Raw genomic sequence first — 20,524 nt, 5'->3', positions numbered from 1 at the left:
TAGCTGATACGTCATTCCCGTTCAGGCAGATATCGGTACACGGTGTAGTTTTCTTCGCTGTATAGGAATAGGTCGCTGGAATTGCTGACTACTTGCTTTCCCTTGGCAGGCAAGGCGATCGAGTTCAAAATTTCGTTAGCGGTCCAGTCGTAGATGTAAAGGTTGTCCAGCGAGTACGAGCCGTTGCGTCCGCCTTCTCCTTCCAACAGTTTTGCCAGACGTGTAGGCTCGCTGGGAACGCCTGCAGTATTATGGAGCAGCAGATCTACTTCCCCAGGAGGGACAACTGCCCGCATTCCGCTCTCGCTCTGCGCACTGGATGCGTTCGAGCGCACATCGCTCACATCTTCGTAGGTAATCGTCTGGTTGTGCGCGTTGGATTCGAGAGTGTATACCACATGCATAGGCATGTACTGCGCGCTAAACACCGCGTGCTCATCAGAGGCCGTGATGTGCCCCGCTTGCAGAAACGGATTGGGCCCGAAGACGTCATCTACATCCAGTTCGTCTCTGCCCAGCGCAATCTCAGGGCCTCCATCGGTGGGCAATCGTACCATGAGCTTATCGGGCACATTGAGCGTTAGGGCTACTAGGTCATCGCCTATTCCTTTTATCCGTGCAGGAATTTCTGCAAGCTGCACTGTTTCAAACCCTTCAAACTGGGTTGCATTCAGACGGGGCACACGCGGGTCGTTGGGACGCGTAATAAAAACATTGTTATTCGGATTTATAGCCAAACTGAAGATCCGTTCAGCCTCCCCAGGCCCCTCCTCTCTTGGAATGCTGATTTGATGGGCTAAGCTATCCGCATTGAGATCATAGACAAACACCTGATTTTCATACATTTCAATCCAGGCAAGATACCGGTCATTGGCATCGAAACTTGCATAAAGACCATATTCGCTCAGTTCAAGATTTGGAAGCGGCTCCCAGGTGCCCTCGGGGATTGCCCTACTCTGCTTAGCCTGTTGCTCTCCACTACACGCCGCAAAAAGCAGAGTAACTATAAAGACGATGACGGAAATGTGTTGATACCGCATGGCGTGCTGTTCAGTCGTTTCAAACTGGATTGTGTACCCCAATACTGGGCAACAATGAATAGCCGGAATGCCTGTATGGATCCTGGATCTGCGTTCCCCTGACGGCTGCCCAGGTCACTATGACGTGTGAGCTCCAACTGCGTACGTTCTCACCGTAATGCGGCAACTGGATTTGTATTACCCCCAACAGCAAAACGCTCGACCCTCCACACAATGTGGCGGTCGAGCGTTTTACGTTTGGCGGAGCCGGTACATTGGTCCGGGCGTGCGTACTATTCCTCTTCTTCTTCGCCATTTCCTTCGCGGCGGCGCATGTAGTCTTCGATGCTGCCCACCACGATGCGTGTCTCTTCGTCGACCTCCACGTCCTTCACATCGCCGGCCCGGATGAGCTTCTTGATCTTCTTCCGGTCGATCTGCTTCAGGATGTGGCGCGCTTCGGTGCGACTTACCACATCTTCGCGATACTCTTCGGCAAACGACCGCAGGAAATCCAGCGAATCGTCGGTTAGTGTGATCATGCGCACCTCCTCGTTTTCGTCCGAGAGCGCCCAGTCTAACTCTGCATCGATTAAATGCCGGTCAATCCACCGAACGATGGTCTGCTTTGAGAGCTGCACATCGTCGGAGAGTTCATCCAGTGGGATGGTCTGCACGTTCTGCGTCATGGAGCACGTAATCCGTAGGAGCGTAAAGTATAAGCTATAAGCAGCCGCATCCTATGAGGAACCGAGTAATTTGTTCCGTTATTTCCTGTGGAGAAAGCAGGGCCAGTATGCCTCCCTCACTAATAGGAGTTACGCACTTTGGTCCCGATGGTCGTGTTTTCTTGCATAAGGACGGAGCAAAGCCGGTTAGAAGTGCCACACATCCCCCTTGATCCCCCTTCAACCGAAGGGGGAGACAAACGAAAGGGGCCGCCCCCGATCGTTCCGCTGGAGAGGGGAGCTTTCGCGCCAGCGACTAAGGGGTGGATGCGCAGGGTTTTCGGCCTGAGGACCGCTAAACAGGTACAAGCCTCGCAACGAAATAACATTCGTGAGCCGCAACTGCGTAAGTTCTTACTAAAAATGGGGAAGAGCAAACAGGGGTGGGCTATCGTTCCTTATGGGATGGCGTCAACCGTACGGGAAGGCCTCTGTGCCGCTATTCTCTCTGCACGTGCTTACCGCGCTGGTTAGGAATCCGATTCCAGTTCGGCTTTCAGAGCGGTAAGGGTGTGTCCAGGCAACCGCAGAATGCCACCAGGAGCGTACTTGGTCTGCGCAGTAGCCAGGCCGTCGCGCAGTTCTGGCACAACCGTCCACCGCACGCAGGTCTGCTGCAAGGTATGCTTTTCAGGCAGGTGTACGACATGCTGCTCGTCGCCCTGATTCATAACGAGAAAGAAGGTGTCATCACGCACAGCTTTGCCTCGACTGTCTTTCTGCACGAGGGTGCCATGCAGAATGAATCCAAACGCAGTGAGGTGGTCATGATCCCAATCCTCACTTCGCATTTCGCGCCCGTCGGGATGCCACCAGATGGCATCGCTCACGCTCTGGTCTTCGGGTCCGCTCAAGAAGTGGCGCCGCCGGAAGCTTGGATGGGCTTTACGAAAGTCGGTGAGCCCCTTCACGAACTCCAGGAACTTCTCTTTGCGAGGCGTCAGGTTCCAGTCGTACCACGTGATTTCGTTGTCCTGGCAGTACGGATTGTTGTTGCCGAACCGCGTATGCGAGAGCTCGTCGCCCCCCAGGATCATGGGTACGCCCTGCGAGAGCAACATGGTGCTCATAAGGCTCCGCTTGCGGCGCTCGCGGCACGCCAGCACCACCGGGTCTTCAGACGGCCCCTCCACGCCGCAGTTGGTGCTTAGGTTGTGGTCATGACCATCCTGGTTGTTTTCGAGATTTTCCTCGTTGTGCTTATGCTCATAGCTTACGAGATCTTCGAGCGTGAAGCCGTCGTGTGCGGTCAGGAAGTTAATGGAGGCAAAAGGGCGACGGCCTGAGCGCTCGTACAGATCGCTCGACCCGGCCATACGGGTGGCAATTTCACCATTGAGTCCGCGGTCGCCACGCCAGTAGCTGCGCACCGAATCGCGGTAGCGGCCGTTCCACTCGGCCCACTGCCACGGAAAACCGCCCACCTGATAGCCGCCCGGCCCCACGTCCCACGGTTCAGCGATAAGCTTCACCTGACTGATAACCGGGTCTTGCTGAATGATCTTGAAGAACGGTGCCAGCATGTCAATGTCGTACAACTCACGGGCCAGCGTCGAGGCCAGGTCGAACCGGAATCCGTCAACGTGCATCTCTTCCACCCAGTAGCGCAGGCTGTCCATAATGAGTTGAAGCACATAAGGGTCGCCCGGATCGAGCGTGTTGCCTGTACCAGTATAGTCAATGTAGTAGCGCGGGTCGTCAGGGTTCACCTTGTAGTAGGTGTGATTGTCGATCCCGCGCAGCGACAACGTGGGCCCGAGTTCGCTGCCCTCACAGGAGTGGTTGTACACCACGTCGATGATGACTTCGAGACCCGCCGCATGCAGCGCCCGCACCATCATCTTAAAGTCGCGCACCGCCGAAACGGACCCGTTGCTTGCATACGATGGCTCGGGCGCAAAGTAGCCTAATGTGTTGTATCCCCAGTAGTTCGTAAGGTCCTTTTCAACGAGGAAGTGATCGTTCAGCTTAGCGTGTACGGGCAGCAGTTGTACCGTTGTTACGCCGAGGCTCTTGAAGTGGTCGATCATCGGCTCAGAGGCCAGCCCCAGGTACGTACCGCGCAGCGCAGGGGGCACATCGGGGTGCCGCTTGGTGGCGCCCTTCACGTGGGTTTCGTAGATGATCGTCTCCTCCCACGGAATGCCCGGCGACTGGTCGCGCTGCCACGCAAAGGTTTCCTCGACTACCGCACCGAGCGGCGCGTACGGGGCGCTGTCGGTATCAGAGAATGACAAGTCACCCTGATCGCTGTCCACGTCGTATCCATACAGACTGTCGTGCCACTGCAACGGACGCCCAATGGCTTTTGCGTAGGGGTCGAGCAGCACCTTGTTTGGATTAAAGCGATGCCCGGCCTCGGGATTGTACGGGCCGTACACGCGATATCCGTAGAGCTGGCCGGGGCGCAAATTTACGATGTAGCCGTGCCACATGGGTCCCGTTTGCTCGGGCATTTCAAACACGTGACTGGGCTGCTGGTCCGATGCGTTTTCAAACAGCAGCAGTTCAACCTTATCGGCATGGGCGCTATGCAGTGCAAAGTTGACACCAATGCCATCCCACGTGGCGCCACGAGGATATGGCATACCCGCACGAATTCGTAAGCCGTCTTGCACACGCTCGTGAGGGGGCTTCTCTGGGTGGGGGGTACGCTGTGGGTACATACGTCTTGCTCGTAATCCATAAAACAACAATCCCAAGGGGGAGCTGTGTTACGCAGGCGCAATCAGTATGCCATGCAGGTACAGCTCGGGGATGCTACATATCCTGGGTTCAGTATACGCCTTTTTTGGTATGGGTGATGCGCAGCTTCTACGCGTACATGCCTTACTTTTGGCGCAACGGTGCACGACCTTTTCATCAATGAAGCGTCTTTTTGATCCTGCGTATCAACCTCACATCCAAAGGGCATAATTTCACAATAGGGATATATTTCCTGTGATGCATCCCCTTTCCAAAGAAATCAAAAGTCTTTGCATCCTTATTGAAAGGCAGATGAGCAATTATGCATAACAAATTTGCTTTACATCGGAAGCAAACAACAAACCATGACGGGTTTGTATTGACTGTGCATACAGTCTCACGTAGATGGCCTATGCCCCGATCAGGTAGAAGCGATAGAGGGGCCAGACGCGCCGTACGGCATCGAGCGCCTCGGCAACGAGCCCTGTTCCCCATTGCAGCACCTGCTCGCGCGGCATGAAGCGACGCAACCAGATACCGTCGGCCTTGAGCACGCCTTCGGGCAGGGTGTTGAGTGGATCGGTATGCGTGGTGGGCGTTCCGCTCCCCGAACGGTAATAGAAACGCCAGTTTTCCCGGGTCAAGCACGCATTAACACGCTCCACGTACGTATCGGGGGCCTGCTGGATGCGCTGCTGCGCCTGATCGAGCAGGTCGGTAGCGTGCGCCCCCACGAAGATGCCTACTTGAAAGCCGTCGGGGTCGATGCGGTGAGAGATCTGCACGTCTTTTAGCCGCTTCGTATGCGGGCGGTAAAACGCCATCCATAGGTTATCGTGGCAGCCGCCGGCTCCAAAGTCGTTCTTGAGAAGACGGCTAAACACGTAACGCTCGGTTTCGAAATCGAGCCGGCTGGGCAGCACCCAGTTCACAACCAGGTCGTCGCGATAGCGTTTAAACGGATCCTTCAGGACCTCATGCAGGTGCGGCTTCTCTTTGTTGTACTGGTCGATGTGCGGGGTTTCGCGAAGCCGCCCAAGCATCTCGAACACGTCAGATGTCCATCCGCTAAACGTACAATCGGGCGGATCGGTGACGGTAAGGGCCTCAGCGGGCACCGTCTCCGGCGCCCGCGTCGGCAAGTCAGCAATGTCCATACAGCAGCAAACAAGTACCGAGAAAAGCGCACACGTACAGTGAAGCTACGCCTGTTGCGGCGCTCGCTGTTGCGGCGCGTTGCCTTGCAAAAAGGCGTGCGCACGGTCGACCATGTCAGGACTGCCGATGAAGAGCGGCGTGCGCTGGTGGAGCGACTTCGGCTCAAGCTCCATGATACGGTCAGTGCCATTGGTGGCCTTTCCACCTGCCTGCTCGATCAAGAACGCCATCGGATTGGCCTCATACATCAGGCGCAGCTTGCCGTTCGGATTGCTCTGCGTGGCCGGATACATGTAGATGCCTCCCATAAGCATATTGCGGTGAAAGTCAGACACAAACGACCCGATGTATCGCGTTTTGGCCGGACGGTTGGGGTCGTTTTCGTCGTATTCCTGCACCCAGTTGAGGTAGTCGCGCAGCCCCTGGTCGAAGGCGTGATAGTTGCCGCTGTTGATGGAGCAGATGCGCCCGCGATCTGGCGTTTTAAGATTGCGATGCGACAGCAAGAACTCGCCAATCGACGGGTCAAGCGTAAATCCGTTTACGCCGTGCCCGGTGGTGTACACGAGCATCGTCGAGGAGCCATACACGATGTAGCCGGCAGCCACCTGATCGGTGCCCGGCTGCAGCGCGTCGTCGAGCGTGGCCTCCGCAGTCGGCACGTCGTCGGGAATGCGGTAGATGCTGAAGATGGTGCCTACCGACACGTTCACATCAATATTCGAGGAGCCGTCCAGCGGATCCATCAGCACAATGTAGTGGCCGTCCGACTCGCTGCTGGCATCAATCGGAATCGCCTCCGCATGCTCTTCCGAGCCAATCAAGCAGCACTCACCGCCCCGGCGCAGCGCCAGCACGAACTCTTTGTGAGCCAGTGCATCCATCTTTTTCTGCACCTCTCCCTGTACATTTGTTACGCCCGTCTGCCCATAGATGTCGAGCAGACCAGCACGGCGCATGTCGCGGTTTACTATCTTGGCCGCCACGCTCATGTCGCGTAGGAGCCGCGAAAACGAGCCACTGGAGTGGTCAAACTGATTCTGCTGCTCCAGAATAAATTGCTCAAGTGTCTTGAAATCGCCCAGGTCGGCGTGTTCAGCAATCGAGGAATCACTCATAATGTCTGACGGACCAGGTCATAAAAACGAAAGGAAACGAAGCCTGCGTGGCACCCTTCGGTAAGTGCCGGATTCATAATGTGCACATCAGCAGGCTCGGATGCAACGTCTTTCTGCGAAAAATGGAAGCGCTTCGCTACTTCATCCTTTCACTTACCTCTCAATCGGTTTTGTATGGCGCCTTGCGAGCCATCATCGGTTGTCTCTGCAAGCTCCCTTTCGTATCTTATACATGCTCTTTCCAAGCAGTATCTGAAAAAGAAGCGGGTAGGCGAGCGCAAAGCGTTTGAGATATCCTGACAGCTGTCGGGATACAGCGATGGAAACGGGCGGCGCTGGAGCGTGCGATCCGACGGCGCGCAGGCCCTCATCGCGCATCCCCGAAGCAGGTGCTCCGTCCGCGTGACCTGCGATGCTTCACTGCGTTCAGCATGACACCAACGGCGACACGCGCCCCTCCCGTAGGCATCGCATCACTTAACGTCTGACTACTACCGAATACTCTGCTGCCTCTGCCAACCCCTTGCCCACATGATTCGTCCCTTCTTAGGTAAAGCGCCCCAGTACGACGCCTCCAACTACATCGCTGACACCGCCGTGGTCATTGGCGACGTTACGCTGGGCCCGAACGCCAGCATCTGGCACCATTGCACCCTGCGCGGCGATGTGAACTTCATCCAGATCGGCACTGCCTCCAACATCCAGGACAACTCGGTCGTGCACGTCACGCACGGCACCGCACCCACCGTCGTCGGCGATTACGTAACCGTGGGCCACGGCGCCATCATCCACGGCTGCACCATCCAAGACACCGTGCTCATTGGCATGGGCGCCACCGTCATGGATCACGCCAACATCGGCACGCACAGCATCGTCGGGGCCGGAGCGCTCGTCACCAAAGGCACCGAAGTGCCGCCCCGCTCACTCGTGCTCGGGCAGCCCGCCACCGTAGTGCGCGAATTGACCGACAAGGAGGTCGCCACCATCCGCCCCTACGCCGACAACTACGTGCGCTACAGCGCCATCCACGACGGACGCGACACGCCCGATGAAAATCCGTATTATGGATAAGCGAAAGCTTGGCGCTTCGTGCTCCATGGATGGCGGCCCGTGCTTGCCCGGTGGCCTCCTTTTCCCTCCCCGGTCTCGCTGGTGATGCTCTCCGCCCCACCCTTACTTCTTGCCAATGCGGACGCCGGTGGCGGCACCGCGCTCCGCAACCTGCGCGCCGCCGTCCGGCAGGCTCCCAACCGCGCCGTGCTGCGCATCACCCACAGCCCAAGCGAAGCGCGCGCCGTGCTCCGCACCCACTGGGCCGATGGCACGCGCCGCTTCGTAGCCGCCGGTGGCGACGGCACGCTGCACCTGCTCGTCAACACGCTACATGGCATGGGTGTGCTCCCCCAGGCCGAGGCGGTCGGACTTGCACCGGTGGGCACGGGCAACGACCTGGCCCGCAGCCTTGCCCTGCCCGAAGCGCTCCCCGAAGCACTGCACCTTGCCTGCACCGCGCCCCCGCGCCCTATGGATGCTCTCGCTATCCAGAATCGCGGGGTCACCGAGCGGCTTGCGCTTAACGTGTGCGTGGGTGGCTTTGGCGGATACATCGACAAGGCATTGTCGCGCGGCCCCAAATCGCTGCTCGGCCCGCTGGCCTACGTGATGGGCGCAGCACAGGTGCTACCCAAGCTGCGCCGCTACGACCTCACCCTCACGCTCGACGGCACCCCCATGGCGCGCTCCGATGTCCTGAATGTGGTTGTTGCCAACGCCGCCACCGCCGCGGGCGGGCTGGAGGTGGCTCCTGGCGCCGACCCGTTCGACGGACAGCTCAACGTGGTGACTGTGCGGGCCGGTTCGCCCTCGCAAATTGCAGGCGTCGTACGGCAGGTCCTTACCGGATGCTACATCAACCACCCGCTGGTCACCGCCTACACCGCCCAATCCGTTCAGGTCGAGACCGACCCGCCAATCGTGTGCAACGCCGATGGCGAACTGCTGTCGCACGCGCCCAACGCGTTCGTCGTAGAACCGGGACTCGTGCCCATGGTGTGTTCTCCGTCTCCCAAGGCGTAGCAGGGTCGTTCCAAACCCGCTTTTCAGTGTGGGGTACAGATACATCCATGCGCATCCCCTAAATACCCTGCAATGATGGCTCGTCCTGTTACAGCATCGCAGCTTGCTCCGCTTCTCCTCTTTCTGCTGATTCTGGCCGGGTGCACCGGCTGCGGCTCCATTCCCATTGCCGAAGACGACGTGTTCATGCCCAAGCCGTCTATCACCCCAGCCACCTTCAACCAGGACGACGTTACGCTGGAGGAGCACACGATTTACACGTCCGAGCCCGATTCGGTGGCCCTCGACGCCTGGTGGCTTGTGCCCGATGCATCTGAATCGACGGTCCTGTTTTTTGGCGGACAGGGCTTCTACCTTGTGCAATCTACGGGCTATGTGGATGCGTTTGCGGCCCTCCCCACCCGTGCGCTGACGTGGGACTATCGCGGCTATGGCAAGAGCGAGGGGGAGCCCACCGTGGCCCATCTCAAGCAGGATGCGCTGGCTGTGTACCGCTACGTGACCGAAGAACTGGATGTTGATCCCGAGCAGCTGGTCGTGCACGGGCACTCGCTGGGCACATTCATGGCCACGTATCTGGCCAACGAACGCCCCGTAGGCGGCGTGGTGCTGGAGAACCCGGCTACGAACGTTGAGGCGTGGGAAAAGGCGCTTCTGCCGTGGTACCTGCGGCTGTTTGTAGGCTTCGACTTTGCCGATTCGCTGCGCCAGGAGAACAACCGGACGCGCATTGCCAGCATTGAGGGGCCGTTGCTTATTGTAGGCGGCTCCGACGACGGCATTACGCCGCCCGAGATGGCCGAGACGCTCTACGACGACGCACGCACCTCCAGCAAAGAGCTTGTTATCGTAGAAGGTGGCGGGCACAACGAACTGTACGCCTCCGATGCCATGCGCACCGCCTACCGGTCGCTGCTTGCCGACGTGCAAAACAGCGTGCACGAGTAGCAGCTATGCGACCGCAAACACGTCGGCCAGGTCGATGGTGATCTCAAGATTGGGGTCGGTCACCGATCCGTCGGCGTAGGTGGTGTGCTGCATATCGCCATGATATATCGTGATGGTGCGCAACTGCGGCTGCACCAGCCAGCACGACTGCACGCCTTCGCCCAGCAGAAAACGAACCGTGTCAATCAGGGGCTGCACGCCCTGCGTGGGCGAGGCAATTTCGACCGTGAGCAGCGGCGGCTCGGTCATGCGTACTTCGTCAAACGTATAGTCGATCGCACGCTCTTCGTACACCGATATGTCTGGCGTAAAGTAACGCTCTGAAAGCTCGACCGTCAGTTCGCTGAATACGGTGTATGGAGGCTCAAACTTATGAAGTGCAAGAATGAGTTTCTTTTGCGTGATACTGTGCAGTTTGCTGGGCATAGGCTTTCCCCGCTCCTGCTCGTACGCGGAGACAGGAGGCGTTTGGGTTGTACGTTGTTGGGATACGCTTGGCGTGTCCATAGCATCAGAGGCTGCAAGAGAGCAGGATGTAGACATTCGGTATATGAACAGGGGATGCAGAAGTGCCCGTCTCATCATCGAGATGCTGGTGCAGGCAGGGCCGCAAAGCGCCAGCCCCGAGCGCGCCCCCAGCGCAGAATGCTCTCCAGCGCCTCCAGGGTGACGGGTTCGGTCATCGGGTTGTCGTGCAGCACCACAATGCTTCCGGGGCGCACGTACGCGGTCGTAAAGCGCGCCACCGATGTGGCCGAAGCCCCGCGCTGAAAGTCGGCAGGCATCACATCCCACATCACCACGCGCCCATTCTGGCGTCCGGCCCACTGGCAAAGCTGCGGGGTCAGGTGCCCGTATGGCGGACGAAGCAGCGGGGCCTCACATCCGGTATGCGCTTCAATGACCTGGGCAGTGCGCTCCAGTTCGTTCACGACGGTTGCATGGGCGGTCTGCCACGCATCCACATGCGTAAAGGTATGATTGCCCACGGCATGCCCGGCCTCTACAATGCGCCGCACCCGCTTCGGATGCGCGGTTACATGGTGCCCGATCAGAAAGAAGGTGGCGCGGGCCTGGTAGCGGTGTAGGATGCGCAGAATGGCGTCGGTGGCGACGGCAGTGGGGCCGTCGTCGAACGTAAGGTACACGGTGGGTGAATGGGCGCGCCGGGGCGGCATGCGCCACCACGTGTGCGGCCACCACCGGCGTAGCAAACGCGTGCCAACGCTGGTCCACCACGGGAGCCAACTGTGTGCAGTTGGAGGCAAAGCGTACGGCATAGCTACTCGGAGACGGTGCGTCCTTTCCACTGAACGGCCCCAAACACGCCATGGAGCCCAGCGCCGACCACGTATATCAGCTGGAGAAGCGACGCGGGGATGTAGGAACGCATCAGGTCGCGGTGCTCCACGGTGTGCGAGGCCGGAAGCACGAGCAGCAGATCGGCCCCCATCTTGGCAAGAAGCCCCGTTACGGCAGGCTGCGAGAGCGCATTCGGATCGCTCAGTCCAATGACACATGCAGCCAGGAGCACCGCGTGCACCCCAAAGATGCCAATGGAAAAGAACCATGGGGTGCGGTGATACGAGCGCATGGCGTGAGCCCACCGTTTGCGCTGCTGCCAGAACGCCTGCCACGACGGAGCGGGGGCGGTCGTTACACAGGCCGCACGCTGCCACAGGTATCGCACCTGCTTATTGGTCTGGTAGGCAACGTGCTGCAACAGCAGTTCATCGGCTGCCAGATGCGCTGTGCGTTGCTCATCGGGGAGCGCCTCCATCAGGGAGCGATGCACGGCCATGTTGCCCCCATTACAGATGGTAGGCACTCCGAGTCCAGCCGTACCCGCCCCGTAGGCATTCAGCCCGAGAAACTCAAGCGCCTGAAAGCGCTCCAGCCAGCGCTCGGCATCAACATCATAGCGGACGGGCCCGCACACGAGGGGGGTGTTGGCCGTGCAGGCGCGAGCCAGGGTGGCGGCCCAGGTGTCCGGCGGCACGCAGTCGGCATCGACCACGAGGACCACGTCTGCCGTGGCCTGCGCCGCCCCGTAGGCGACGGCTGCTTCTTTGCCTGCGCCCCAGGCATCGGGCAGGCGATGGGTCTGGTGCAGGGCAGCTGTATTGGCGCTCGGTTCATCGTCCCCTACAGAGACCGCTGTGCGCAGTCGGCGCTGGGCGCGCACGAACGTGGCATCGTTCGACTGATCATCGACTACGATAATTTCCAGGGTGGTGTGGTCGGGAAGTGTCTGGTTCTGCAGCGCATCTAAACACGCTGGAAGCGCCTCGGCTTCGTTCCGAGCAGGGACGACGACCGAAATCTGATTGGGCAGCGCGCGGTCAGAGAGCGCACGGGCACTGCGCATTCGCCCGTAGGCCAATGCAGCCATACCGATGCCGTAGAGCGCACATGCGCCCCCTACCAACCACCAGAGCAAAGAAACCGTCATGCAGACGAAGAAGATTGATCTGTAGAAGATGGCGGAACTGTCTCGGCTACCGAGACCGACGCATGCCGAAAGGAGAGTCCCGGCACGAACAGCGCACCAACCAGTGAGGGGGCGGCAATGTTCAGCGCAAACACAACCAGGGAAGCATTCAACGCCGCAGCGGGGTCTGCCCCAAAGAGAGGTAAAAAGAAGACTGCCGCTCCTTCGCGCACGCCCAGGTCCATGAGTGTTGGCATGGGCAGCAGATACCGAATGTAGTACGCCAGCGCAGCCCCGGCAAAGGCCCCAACAAACGCGACGGACGGATCAAACGCCTGTACGAGCACGGCCATCTGCACGATGAATACGCCATACCGAAATATGGACCATCCAAACGATGCTCCAATGCAAGACCGCGACAGACGATCCAAAAACGAAAGATGGGCGCCCCATGCTACCCAGCGCTCCGGAAGCCGTTCGGCTACACGAAGGACCTGTTTCGGAATTAGAAGCAGGAGGGTGACCACCCCGGCAAACGCCACACCAGCGCTCAGTACCACGCCCCACGACACGCCCCATCCTACCTGTGCCGGAAGCGCCCCCATGTACCAGCTCGCAGCCAGCACAACGGTCCCTGCCCACAAGCCAATGACCAGGTCAATAAGACGCTGAAGCAGAACGGTTGCTGTAACCGACCACTTGTTGGGATACACCACGCTAAACGCACGTCCGGCATACTCGCCAACGCGTGCAGGAGTGAAGAATCCCATCGCAAAGCCTGCCATGAGCGCTCTCCACATTGTGCGTGCAGACATCGCCGGAATGAGCGGCGTCATAAGCGCTGCCCAGGCGCGCCCGTTGCCCCACAGGTTGGGAATCACCAGCCCAATGGCTCCCACCAACAACCATGGATTGGCGGCGCGAGCCGTGGCCCAGATTTCGGATGGATCAACAACAACGACAAGGTACCCAACGATGATCGCCGCGAGTGCAGCTTTCGCAAGGGTAGCAAGACGAGAACGCAGGGCGGTCATGCAATAACAGTTCCACGGAATGGTACGGCGGAGCGCTCCCTCCTACGGAAGCGGACCTGTTCGTGTGCCAACCCGATGCCAGCAGCTGCTCTACACAATTGGCACACGCAATAGAATAGGAGGCGCACTTGTGGATACGAGGCCCATTTCACCATGCAGTGGCCTGTTCGGAGTTCCGGTAAGGATATGCAGGCGAAGATGCTCCTTGTCTTTCCCCCCTAAACCACACAACGCCCCGCCAGCACGCAGCCAGCGGGGCGTTGTAGGCATAGACCACTATGCGCGGTTAAGCAGGGTGGCAAATGCAGCTTACTACTTGCCTTCGCCTTCGTCAACGACTTCGTAGTCCGCGTCGTGGACCTCGTCGTCATCGGCGGTGCCATTGCCTTGCGGCTGCTGCGCTTGTGGGCCTCCAGCAGCGCCTGGTCCGGCAGCGCCTGGTCCTGCAGCGCCTGGTCCGGCAGCGCCTGGTCCTGCAGCGCCTGCTTCTTCAGCTTGCGCGGCATAGATTTCCTGGCTGGCGGCAGACCACTTCTCGTTCAGCGTCTCCAGCGCGGTTTCGAGTTCGCTCACATCCTTATCGGCACTGGCCGTTTCGAGGAGTTCCTCAACACGGTCGGTGGCCTGCTGGATGGCCTCCCGCTTGTCTTCGGGGACCTTGTCTCCATACTCTTCGAGGTTCTGCTGCGTGGTGTAGACCATCGAGTTTGCCTCGTTGATGGTCGCCGCCCGCTCCTTGCGCAGCTTGTCTTCTTCGGCGTGGGCCTCGGCCTCTTGCCGCATCTTCTCGATCTCCTCTTCGCTAAGCCCACTGGAAGCTTCGATGCGAATGGAGTGCTCCTTGCCGGTGGCTTTGTCTTCGGCCGACACGTTCAGGATGCCGTTCGCGTCGATGTCGAACGTCACCTCAATCTGCGGCGTGCCACGCGGGGCCGGCGGAATGCCGTCGAGGTGGAAGCGGCCAATGGTGCGGTTGTCTTTGGCCATCTCCCGATCGCCTTGAAGCACGTGCACCTCAACCGACTTCTGGTTGTCGGCGGCGGTGGAGAACACCTCGCTCTTCTTGGTTGGAATGGTCGTGTTCGCCGGGATGAGCTGTGTCATCACACCGCCCAGCGTTTCGATGCCGAGCCCGAGCGGAGTTACGTCCAGCAGCAGTACGTCGTCAACATCGCCGCTGAGCACACCGCCCTGAATGGCCGCGCCAAGCGAAACCACTTCGTCGGGGTTGACCGACTTGTTGGGCGAGCGTCCGAAGAAGTCGGTAACGGTTTCTTGAACGAGCGGAACGCGCGTGGAGCCGCCTACGAGCAACACTTCGTCGATGTCGCCCTTGCTGTAACCCGCATCATCCATCGCTTTCCGCATGTGCGGGATGGTGCGATCAACATGCTTCTTGATGAGCTGCTCGAACTTGGCCCGGTTGATGTCCAGATTCAGGTGCTTGGGCCCTTCGTCCGTCGCCGTAATGAACGGCAGGTTCACTGTGGTCGAGGTGGAACTCGACAGCTCGATCTTGGCTTTCTCAGCGGCTTCCTTCAAGCGCTGAAGGGCCATCGCGTCTTTGCGGAGGTCAACGCCTTGCTCTTGCTGGAACTGATCGGCAATGTAGTTGATGAGCGCCTGGTCGAAGTCGTCGCCGCCCAGGTGCGTGTCGCCGTAGGTGGCTTTCACCTCAAAGACGCCGTCGCCCAGTTCGAGAATGGAGACGTCGAAGGTTCCCCCACCAAGGTCATACACCGCTACGACCTGATCCTTCTCGTCGTCGAGGCCGTATGCCAGCGAGGCTGCGGTCGGCTCGTTAATGATACGCTTCACTTCAAGCCCCGCAATGGTGCCCGCCTCTTTGGTGGCCGTGCGCTGCGCATCGTTGAAGTACGCGGGCACCGTAATCACGGCTTCCGTGACCTCCTCGCCGAGATACTCTTCGGCGGTCTGCTTCAGCTTCTGCAGGATCATCGCCGAGATCTCTTGCGGCGTGTACTCGCGGTCGCCCAGTTTTACGCGGGGCGTACCGCCATCGCCGCGGACGACCTCGTAGGGCACTTCGTCCAGTTCCTCGTTCAGGTCGTCATACTTGCGGCCCATAAACCGCTTGATCGACGACACCGTGTTTTCGGGATTCGTAATGGCTTGCCGCTTGGCCGGTGCCCCGACCAGCCGCTCGCCATCTTTCTTATACGCAACAACCGACGGCGTCGTGCGGGCGCCTTCCGCATTCTCGATCACCTTCGGCTCGTCGCCTTCCATGACCGCGACGACCGAATTGGTCGTTCCTAAGTCTATGCCTATAATTTTACCCATGGATTTGCAGATGCTTCAGTCAACAGAGCACGTGAATATCGGTAACTATCGCACATTGCGATTGTCACTTGTTTGTGCTCTCAAACACGATGCCGGAAGGCCGTACCCGTCTGCAGGCGTGTCACATTGACAGCCTGACCGGACGCGGTGACTGCTAATTCCTCCGTATCCCCAAGATCGTGCCAGAGCGGCGTATGTCATTGCGCCACTGCCCTGACAGCGTGCGTGCAGAGGGATGCTTTGCTCGGTTCCCATGGCTTCTCACATAGCATCATATCCGCCTGGCCTGCTCCGTGCTCAACAGATCTCTGCACACATCGGGAAACCGCCCTCCGGGTCTGCCAATATCATTCGGGCCATCCACGCGAGCCCTCTTATTTATGCGCTACCTGCCCAACGCACTTACCATTGGACGCATCCTGCTTACGCCGGTCGTTCTGTTCCTGCTCACGGTACCTACGTGGTGGGGGCAGACATCGGCGCTGGTGCTGTTTCTCGTTGCCTCGGCTTCGGACTACCTCGATGGCCGCTTGGCGCGCGCCTGGAACGTAAAGTCGCGCTTCGGCCAGTTCCTGGATCCGCTCGCCGACAAGATTCTCGTGCTGGGCCTCTTTATCATGTTCGCCCTCGTGCAGCCGGAGGTGGTGCCATGGTGGGCCGTCGGGGCCATTGCACTCCGCGACGTAGGCGTTACCGCCCTGCGCAGCTATGCTGAAGCCCAGGGCCGCACGCTGGCTACCTTCCGCATCGCCAAGTCGAAAACCGCCGCGCAAATGGCCTTTCTGCTTGCGCTTCTGTGCGTGCGTGTGGCTCAATATAGCGGGCCAGTGGCCAGCGACTTTGCTACGTATCTCATCAACAGCCACATCTTGTACGGCGCACTGATTGTGGTTGTGCTGCTCACTGTAGGCACCGGGCTCCTCTACGCGATTGCCCCCCAGGAAGAAACCATCCGCCCGAACCCGCCCCGCTCGGTGTCGCAATGACACCGCGCAAACGCTCTGCCGCTGTTCTGCTCACCCGTCGCCGCTGCCTGTGTCCGTTTGCACGACCGCTCCTCGCTCCCTTGCTCATCGCATTGCACATGTGCTGCTGAATGAGAAGGCCGTGCAAGTGCGCCCCAACGACCCGTTCACCTGGTCCTCGGGATGGGTCGCTCCCGTCTACTGCGACAACCGTGTGCTGCTGGATGCGCCCGGGGCCCGCGCTCGCATCCAAGAGGGATTCGTAGCGTACTGCGCCGCGCAAGACGAACTGCCTCGCGTCGTGGCAGGCACCGCCACCGCCGGCATTCCGCACGCCACCCTGCTGGCCGATCGCCTGCACACCGGACTCGCCTACGTACGCGGCTCCGCCAAGTCGCACGGACGCCGCCGCCAGGTCGAAGGGCGTGTACGCGCTGACGACACCGTGCTCATCGTCGAAGACCTCGTCTCCACCGGCGGATCGGCGCTCGACGCGGTGCAAGGCGTGCGGCGCACGGGCGCATCCGTGCAGGGCGTGCTCGCCATCTTCTCGTACGGCTTTCCTACCGCCCGCGAGGCTTTCGCCGACGCCGACTGCTCGCTGCACGCGCTCACCACGTTCGAGACGCTTGCCCAGGTGGCACGCGATACGGGCCGCCTCTCGCCTGCCGCCTACGACGATGTGATGCGCTGGCACCGCGCTCCTGCCGACTGGTCGCCTGCCACCTGACGCCCTTTTTCTCATTGTGCCCCGCCATCATTATGGATGCGTATCTTCTCTCTATCGGCGACGAGCTTCTCATCGGCCAAACGGTGAATACCAATGCCGCCTGGCTCGGCGAGCGCCTGAGCCTGATGGGCCTGGAGGTCGTTGAGGGACGTACGCTCACCGACCGCAACGACCGCATCCGTGCAGCCCTGAACGACGCCTGTGCCGCCGCCGACCTCGTCGTGATTACCGGCGGACTCGGACCCACGCACGACGACCTCACCAAAGTTGCCGTCGCTGATTTCCTGGAGGTCCAGATGCAGCGCGACGATGCGCTCTGGAAGCGCCTGCAGACCTACTACACCGAGCGCAATCGTCCCGTGCCCGACCGCGCCGCCCAGATTGCTGACGTCCCCGAAGGATTCGAGAAGCTCGCTAACCCCATTGGCACCGCCCCCGGACTCCGTTTTCAGGGCGAGGCTTCGCAAGGCGCTCTGCTCGTCGTATTGCCGGGTGTGCCGTCAGAGATGAAGGCGATCTTCGACGCCTCCGTACAGCCGCTTCTGGACGAACGCACCGACCTGCGCTCCACGGCGCACCGCACGCTACAGACCACCGGCATCGGCGAATCGGACCTGCAAGCGGAAATCGGAGATGTCGACGCCCTGCTGCCCGAGCGCGTGTCGCTGGCGTACCTGCCCTCTACCAGCGGCGTGCGCCTGCGCCTCACCGCCCGCGCCGACGACTCCGACACCGCCACCCAGCTTCTCGATGCCGCCGAAGCGCGCATCCGCGACCGCGCCGACGCCCACATCTTTGCCACCGGCAACGTCTCCCTCGCCGAAGCGCTCGGACGCCGCCTCACCGACGACCAACTCACCGTATCCACCGCCGAAAGCGCCACCGGCGGACTCGTAGGCGACCGCCTGACCAACGTGCCGGGTTCTTCGTCCTACTACACGGGCGGCATCGTAGCCTATGCCAACGCAGTCAAGATTAACCAGTTACAGGTGGATGCAGAGGTTATTTCCTCGCACGGAGCCGTTAGCGAACCTGTGGCCCGGCAGATGGCCGAAGGAGTACGCGCCGCACTCGGCACCGACATCGGCATAGCCACCACCGGCATTGCCGGGCCCGGCGGCGGCAGCGACGCCAAACCCGTAGGCACCGTCTGGATTGGCTATGCCGATGCCCACGGTACCCACGCCACACACGTTCGCTTCGTGAACGACCGCCACATGAACAAAGCCCTCTTCGCCACTGCCGCCCTCGACATGATGCGCCGCCAACTCAACCGGCGCAAGGGTCAGGCGGCCGCCTCCCCACGTTACGATTCCACGGCTTAATGGGTCTTAACTGCACCGCCACAGGCTTGCCGTGAATTGCACAGCGCACTCGGCACTCTATCTACCGCCTTTGGTATAGCACCACCCGGCATCCCAGTGCCCCGCCGGTTCTTCCTATTCCTCGACTGACGCTTCCCCTGTACTGCCATGGCCAAGAACAACGGATCCGGAAAAGACGAAGCCCTCGGCCTCGCCGTGAAGCAGATCCAGCGCGAGCACGGCAAAGGCTCGATCATGCGCCTGGGCGACGAGCCCATTCAAGAAGTCGAAGCCATTCCCACCGGCTCACTCGCCCTCGATAACGCCCTCGGCGTAGGCGGCGTCCCACGCGGACGCATCATCGAAATCTACGGGCCCGAGTCGTCGGGCAAAACGACCCTGGCCACCCACATCATCGCCGAAGCCCAGAAGCTGGGCGGCGCGTGCGCATTCATCGATGCCGAGCACGCCTTCGACCCCAACTACGCGGGCGACCTGGGCGTTGACACCGATGAGCTGCTCATCTCGCAGCCCGACACCGGCGAGCAGGCTCTCAACATTGCCGATACGCTGGTGCGCAGCGGCGCGCTCGATGTCGTCGTCATCGACTCCGTAGCAGCCCTCGTGCCACAGGCCGAGCTCGAAGGCGACATGGGCGATACCCACGTGGGCCTGCAAGCCCGCCTTATGAGTCAGGCCCTGCGCAAGCTGGCCGGAACCATCAACCGCACCAAAACCAGCCTCATCTTCATCAACCAGATCCGCATGAAGATCGGGGTCATGTTCGGCAACCCCGAAACCACCTCCGGCGGACGCGCCCTCAAGTTCTACTCGTCGGTACGCCTCGACATCCGCCGCATTGGCGCCGTCAAAGACGGCTCCGACGTCATCGGCAACAAAACCCGTGTGCGCGTCAAGAAAAACAAGGTGGCCCCGCCATTTAAAGAGGCGGAGTTCGAGATCATCTACGGCGAAGGCATCTCCTCGCTGGGCGAACTCATTGATCTGGGTGCCGAGGCTGACATCATCGAGAAACGCGGCTCCTGGTACTCCTACAACGACGACACCATTGCGCAGGGCCGCGAAGCCACCAAGGAATGGTTGAAAGAGCACGACGAAGAGCGCGAAGAAATCAAGCGCCAGGTTCGCATCGAACTCGGCATGATCGAGCCCGACGAAGAAGACGTCGAAGACGAAGAAGAAGACAAGGACGATGCGTAAGCGCTGCACCCGGGGCTGGGTTGCGCTGGTTCTGCTGCTCCTCACGGTAGGGGTACAGGGGAAAGCACAGGCCCAAGCCCCGGCCTGCACCGCCTCCGACCTCCCGCACTGGGATGCTCGCACCTCAGTCGCCCTGTACTGTGCGGGGTCTCCGCTGCCTGAACTGTCAACTGTCGCAGATCGCATAGCCCTGCCGCTCTTCTTGAGCGGACCCGTCGCGGCTGGTGGGTACGCATTGGCCACACAGTCACAGCCCGATTTTGCCAGCGCCTACCGCCTCGGTCTCTCCATGACCGGGGCGTACGCCGTTACCTTCAGCCTGAAACGTATCATCCAGCGCCCCCGCCCCTACGCCGCCGGACTCGTCACGCGCCGCGACGGCCTTGCCGACACCGAGTCCCGCGCCCTCACCCTCGACGACCGCACGGCCATGCCCTCGGGGCACGCCACACTGGCCGCCGCCATGGCCACCTCGTGGAGTCTGAGCCACCCACGTTGGTACGTGATCGCCCCCGCCGCCATGTGGGCCACCAGCACCAGCCTCAGCCGCGTCCACCTGGGCGTGCACTACGTGAGCGATGTCGCCGTAGGCACCGCCATCGGCAGCGGCATGGCCGTGCTTGTCCACCTCCTCGGCGACGCCATCACCCCCACCATGTTCGACCCACACGAGGGCGTGGACAGGCCCGCTGTGCGGATTGCTGTGCCGTTGGATTACTAAAGACCTGTCAGGTCTAATCGTTGAGGGCCCCTCTATTGATCACCCCAGCCAATCTTCCAATCCGACAACACGTTTCACACGC

Annotated in this window: 18 protein-coding genes; 8 read left to right on the top strand and 10 right to left on the bottom strand. The window is 60.4% G+C overall.

From position 1 onward, the window contains the following. Window positions 1-11 precede the first annotated feature (11 nt). The 5 genes from R6U20_RS13745 to fbp form a co-directional block, all read right to left on the bottom strand. Window positions 12-1,040: a hypothetical protein gene (locus tag R6U20_RS13745; RefSeq protein ID WP_410338407.1), complete on the bottom strand. Its 1,029-nt coding sequence runs from the start codon at window positions 1,038-1,040 to the stop codon at window positions 12-14. Window positions 1,041-1,312: 272 nt separating this feature from the next. Further along, entirely contained in the window at window positions 1,313-1,708 is a 396-nt protein-coding gene (locus R6U20_RS13740; RefSeq protein WP_410338406.1) for a hypothetical protein, read from the bottom strand. 509 nt (window positions 1,709-2,217) lie between these two features. Further along, on the bottom strand, window positions 2,218-4,335 hold the full coding sequence (gene glgX / locus R6U20_RS13735) for a glycogen debranching protein GlgX (protein WP_410338405.1): 2,118 nt from the start codon (window positions 4,333-4,335) through the stop codon (window positions 2,218-2,220). Between the two features lie 507 nt (window positions 4,336-4,842). Beyond that, complete coding sequence (locus R6U20_RS13730) at window positions 4,843-5,589, bottom strand: hypothetical protein (RefSeq protein WP_410338404.1); 747 nt, start codon at window positions 5,587-5,589, stop codon at window positions 4,843-4,845. Window positions 5,590-5,634: 45 nt separating this feature from the next. Further along, window positions 5,635-6,708 (bottom strand): class 1 fructose-bisphosphatase, encoded by a 1,074-nt coding sequence (gene fbp, locus R6U20_RS13725; protein WP_410338403.1) that lies wholly within the window; start codon window positions 6,706-6,708, stop codon window positions 5,635-5,637. 531 nt (window positions 6,709-7,239) lie between these two features. Here fbp and R6U20_RS13720 point away from each other — a divergent pair. The 3 genes from R6U20_RS13720 to R6U20_RS13710 all read left to right on the top strand — a co-directional run bounded on the left by R6U20_RS13720 (window position 7,240) and on the right by R6U20_RS13710 (window position 9,732). After that, on the top strand, window positions 7,240-7,779 hold the full coding sequence (locus R6U20_RS13720; RefSeq protein ID WP_410338402.1) for a gamma carbonic anhydrase family protein: 540 nt from the start codon (window positions 7,240-7,242) through the stop codon (window positions 7,777-7,779). Window positions 7,780-7,863: 84 nt separating this feature from the next. After that, the gene (locus R6U20_RS13715; protein ID WP_410338424.1) at window positions 7,864-8,784 is read left to right on the top strand and encodes a diacylglycerol/lipid kinase family protein; all 921 of its coding nucleotides are present in this window, start codon (window positions 7,864-7,866) and stop codon (window positions 8,782-8,784) included. Window positions 8,785-8,859: 75 nt separating this feature from the next. Beyond that, window positions 8,860-9,732, top strand: a complete 873-nt coding sequence (locus R6U20_RS13710) for an alpha/beta hydrolase (RefSeq protein ID WP_410338401.1) — start codon at window positions 8,860-8,862, stop codon at window positions 9,730-9,732. Window positions 9,733-9,735: 3 nt separating this feature from the next. Here R6U20_RS13710 and R6U20_RS13705 read toward each other — a convergent pair whose 3' ends face one another. The 5 genes from R6U20_RS13705 to dnaK form a co-directional block, all read right to left on the bottom strand. Then, window positions 9,736-10,158: a Uma2 family endonuclease gene (locus R6U20_RS13705; protein ID WP_410338400.1), complete on the bottom strand. Its 423-nt coding sequence runs from the start codon at window positions 10,156-10,158 to the stop codon at window positions 9,736-9,738. A gap of 155 nt (window positions 10,159-10,313) precedes the next feature. Further along, entirely contained in the window at window positions 10,314-11,012 is a 699-nt protein-coding gene (locus tag R6U20_RS13700; RefSeq protein ID WP_410338399.1) for a polysaccharide deacetylase family protein, read from the bottom strand. Window positions 11,013-11,014: 2 nt separating this feature from the next. Next, window positions 11,015-12,184 (bottom strand): glycosyltransferase, encoded by a 1,170-nt coding sequence (locus R6U20_RS13695; RefSeq protein ID WP_410338398.1) that lies wholly within the window; start codon window positions 12,182-12,184, stop codon window positions 11,015-11,017. After that, complete coding sequence (locus R6U20_RS13690; RefSeq protein ID WP_410338397.1) at window positions 12,181-13,197, bottom strand: lysylphosphatidylglycerol synthase transmembrane domain-containing protein; 1,017 nt, start codon at window positions 13,195-13,197, stop codon at window positions 12,181-12,183. The genes R6U20_RS13695 and R6U20_RS13690 overlap by 4 nt, the downstream gene beginning before the upstream one ends. A gap of 312 nt (window positions 13,198-13,509) precedes the next feature. After that, window positions 13,510-15,501, bottom strand: coding sequence for a molecular chaperone DnaK (dnaK, locus tag R6U20_RS13685; protein ID WP_410338396.1), 1,992 nt, complete (start codon window positions 15,499-15,501; stop codon window positions 13,510-13,512). Between the two features lie 380 nt (window positions 15,502-15,881). Between dnaK and pgsA the strand changes: the two genes are divergently transcribed. From pgsA to R6U20_RS13660, 5 genes are all read left to right on the top strand, one after another. After that, window positions 15,882-16,487, top strand: coding sequence for a CDP-diacylglycerol--glycerol-3-phosphate 3-phosphatidyltransferase (gene pgsA, locus R6U20_RS13680; RefSeq protein ID WP_410338395.1), 606 nt, complete (start codon window positions 15,882-15,884; stop codon window positions 16,485-16,487). Between the two features lie 49 nt (window positions 16,488-16,536). Continuing rightward, a complete protein-coding gene (pyrE, locus tag R6U20_RS13675; RefSeq protein WP_410338394.1) occupies window positions 16,537-17,196 on the top strand; it encodes an orotate phosphoribosyltransferase in 660 nt (219 codons plus the stop codon). Window positions 17,197-17,228: 32 nt separating this feature from the next. Next, window positions 17,229-18,521, top strand: coding sequence for a competence/damage-inducible protein A (locus tag R6U20_RS13670; protein ID WP_410338393.1), 1,293 nt, complete (start codon window positions 17,229-17,231; stop codon window positions 18,519-18,521). Window positions 18,522-18,668: 147 nt separating this feature from the next. Then, window positions 18,669-19,721 (top strand): recombinase RecA, encoded by a 1,053-nt coding sequence (gene recA / locus R6U20_RS13665; protein ID WP_410338392.1) that lies wholly within the window; start codon window positions 18,669-18,671, stop codon window positions 19,719-19,721. Then, a complete protein-coding gene (locus tag R6U20_RS13660; RefSeq protein ID WP_410338391.1) occupies window positions 19,714-20,442 on the top strand; it encodes a phosphatase PAP2 family protein in 729 nt (242 codons plus the stop codon). The genes recA and R6U20_RS13660 overlap by 8 nt, the downstream gene beginning before the upstream one ends. The last annotated feature ends 82 nt before the right edge of the window (window positions 20,443-20,524 follow it).

It is taken from the genome of Longimonas sp. (assembly GCF_046498435.1).
Lineage (GTDB): Bacteria > Bacteroidota > Rhodothermia > Rhodothermales > Salinibacteraceae > Longimonas.
The sequence above is the reverse complement of the archived record's forward strand: the minus strand, read 5'-3'. Positions and strand labels throughout refer to the sequence as shown.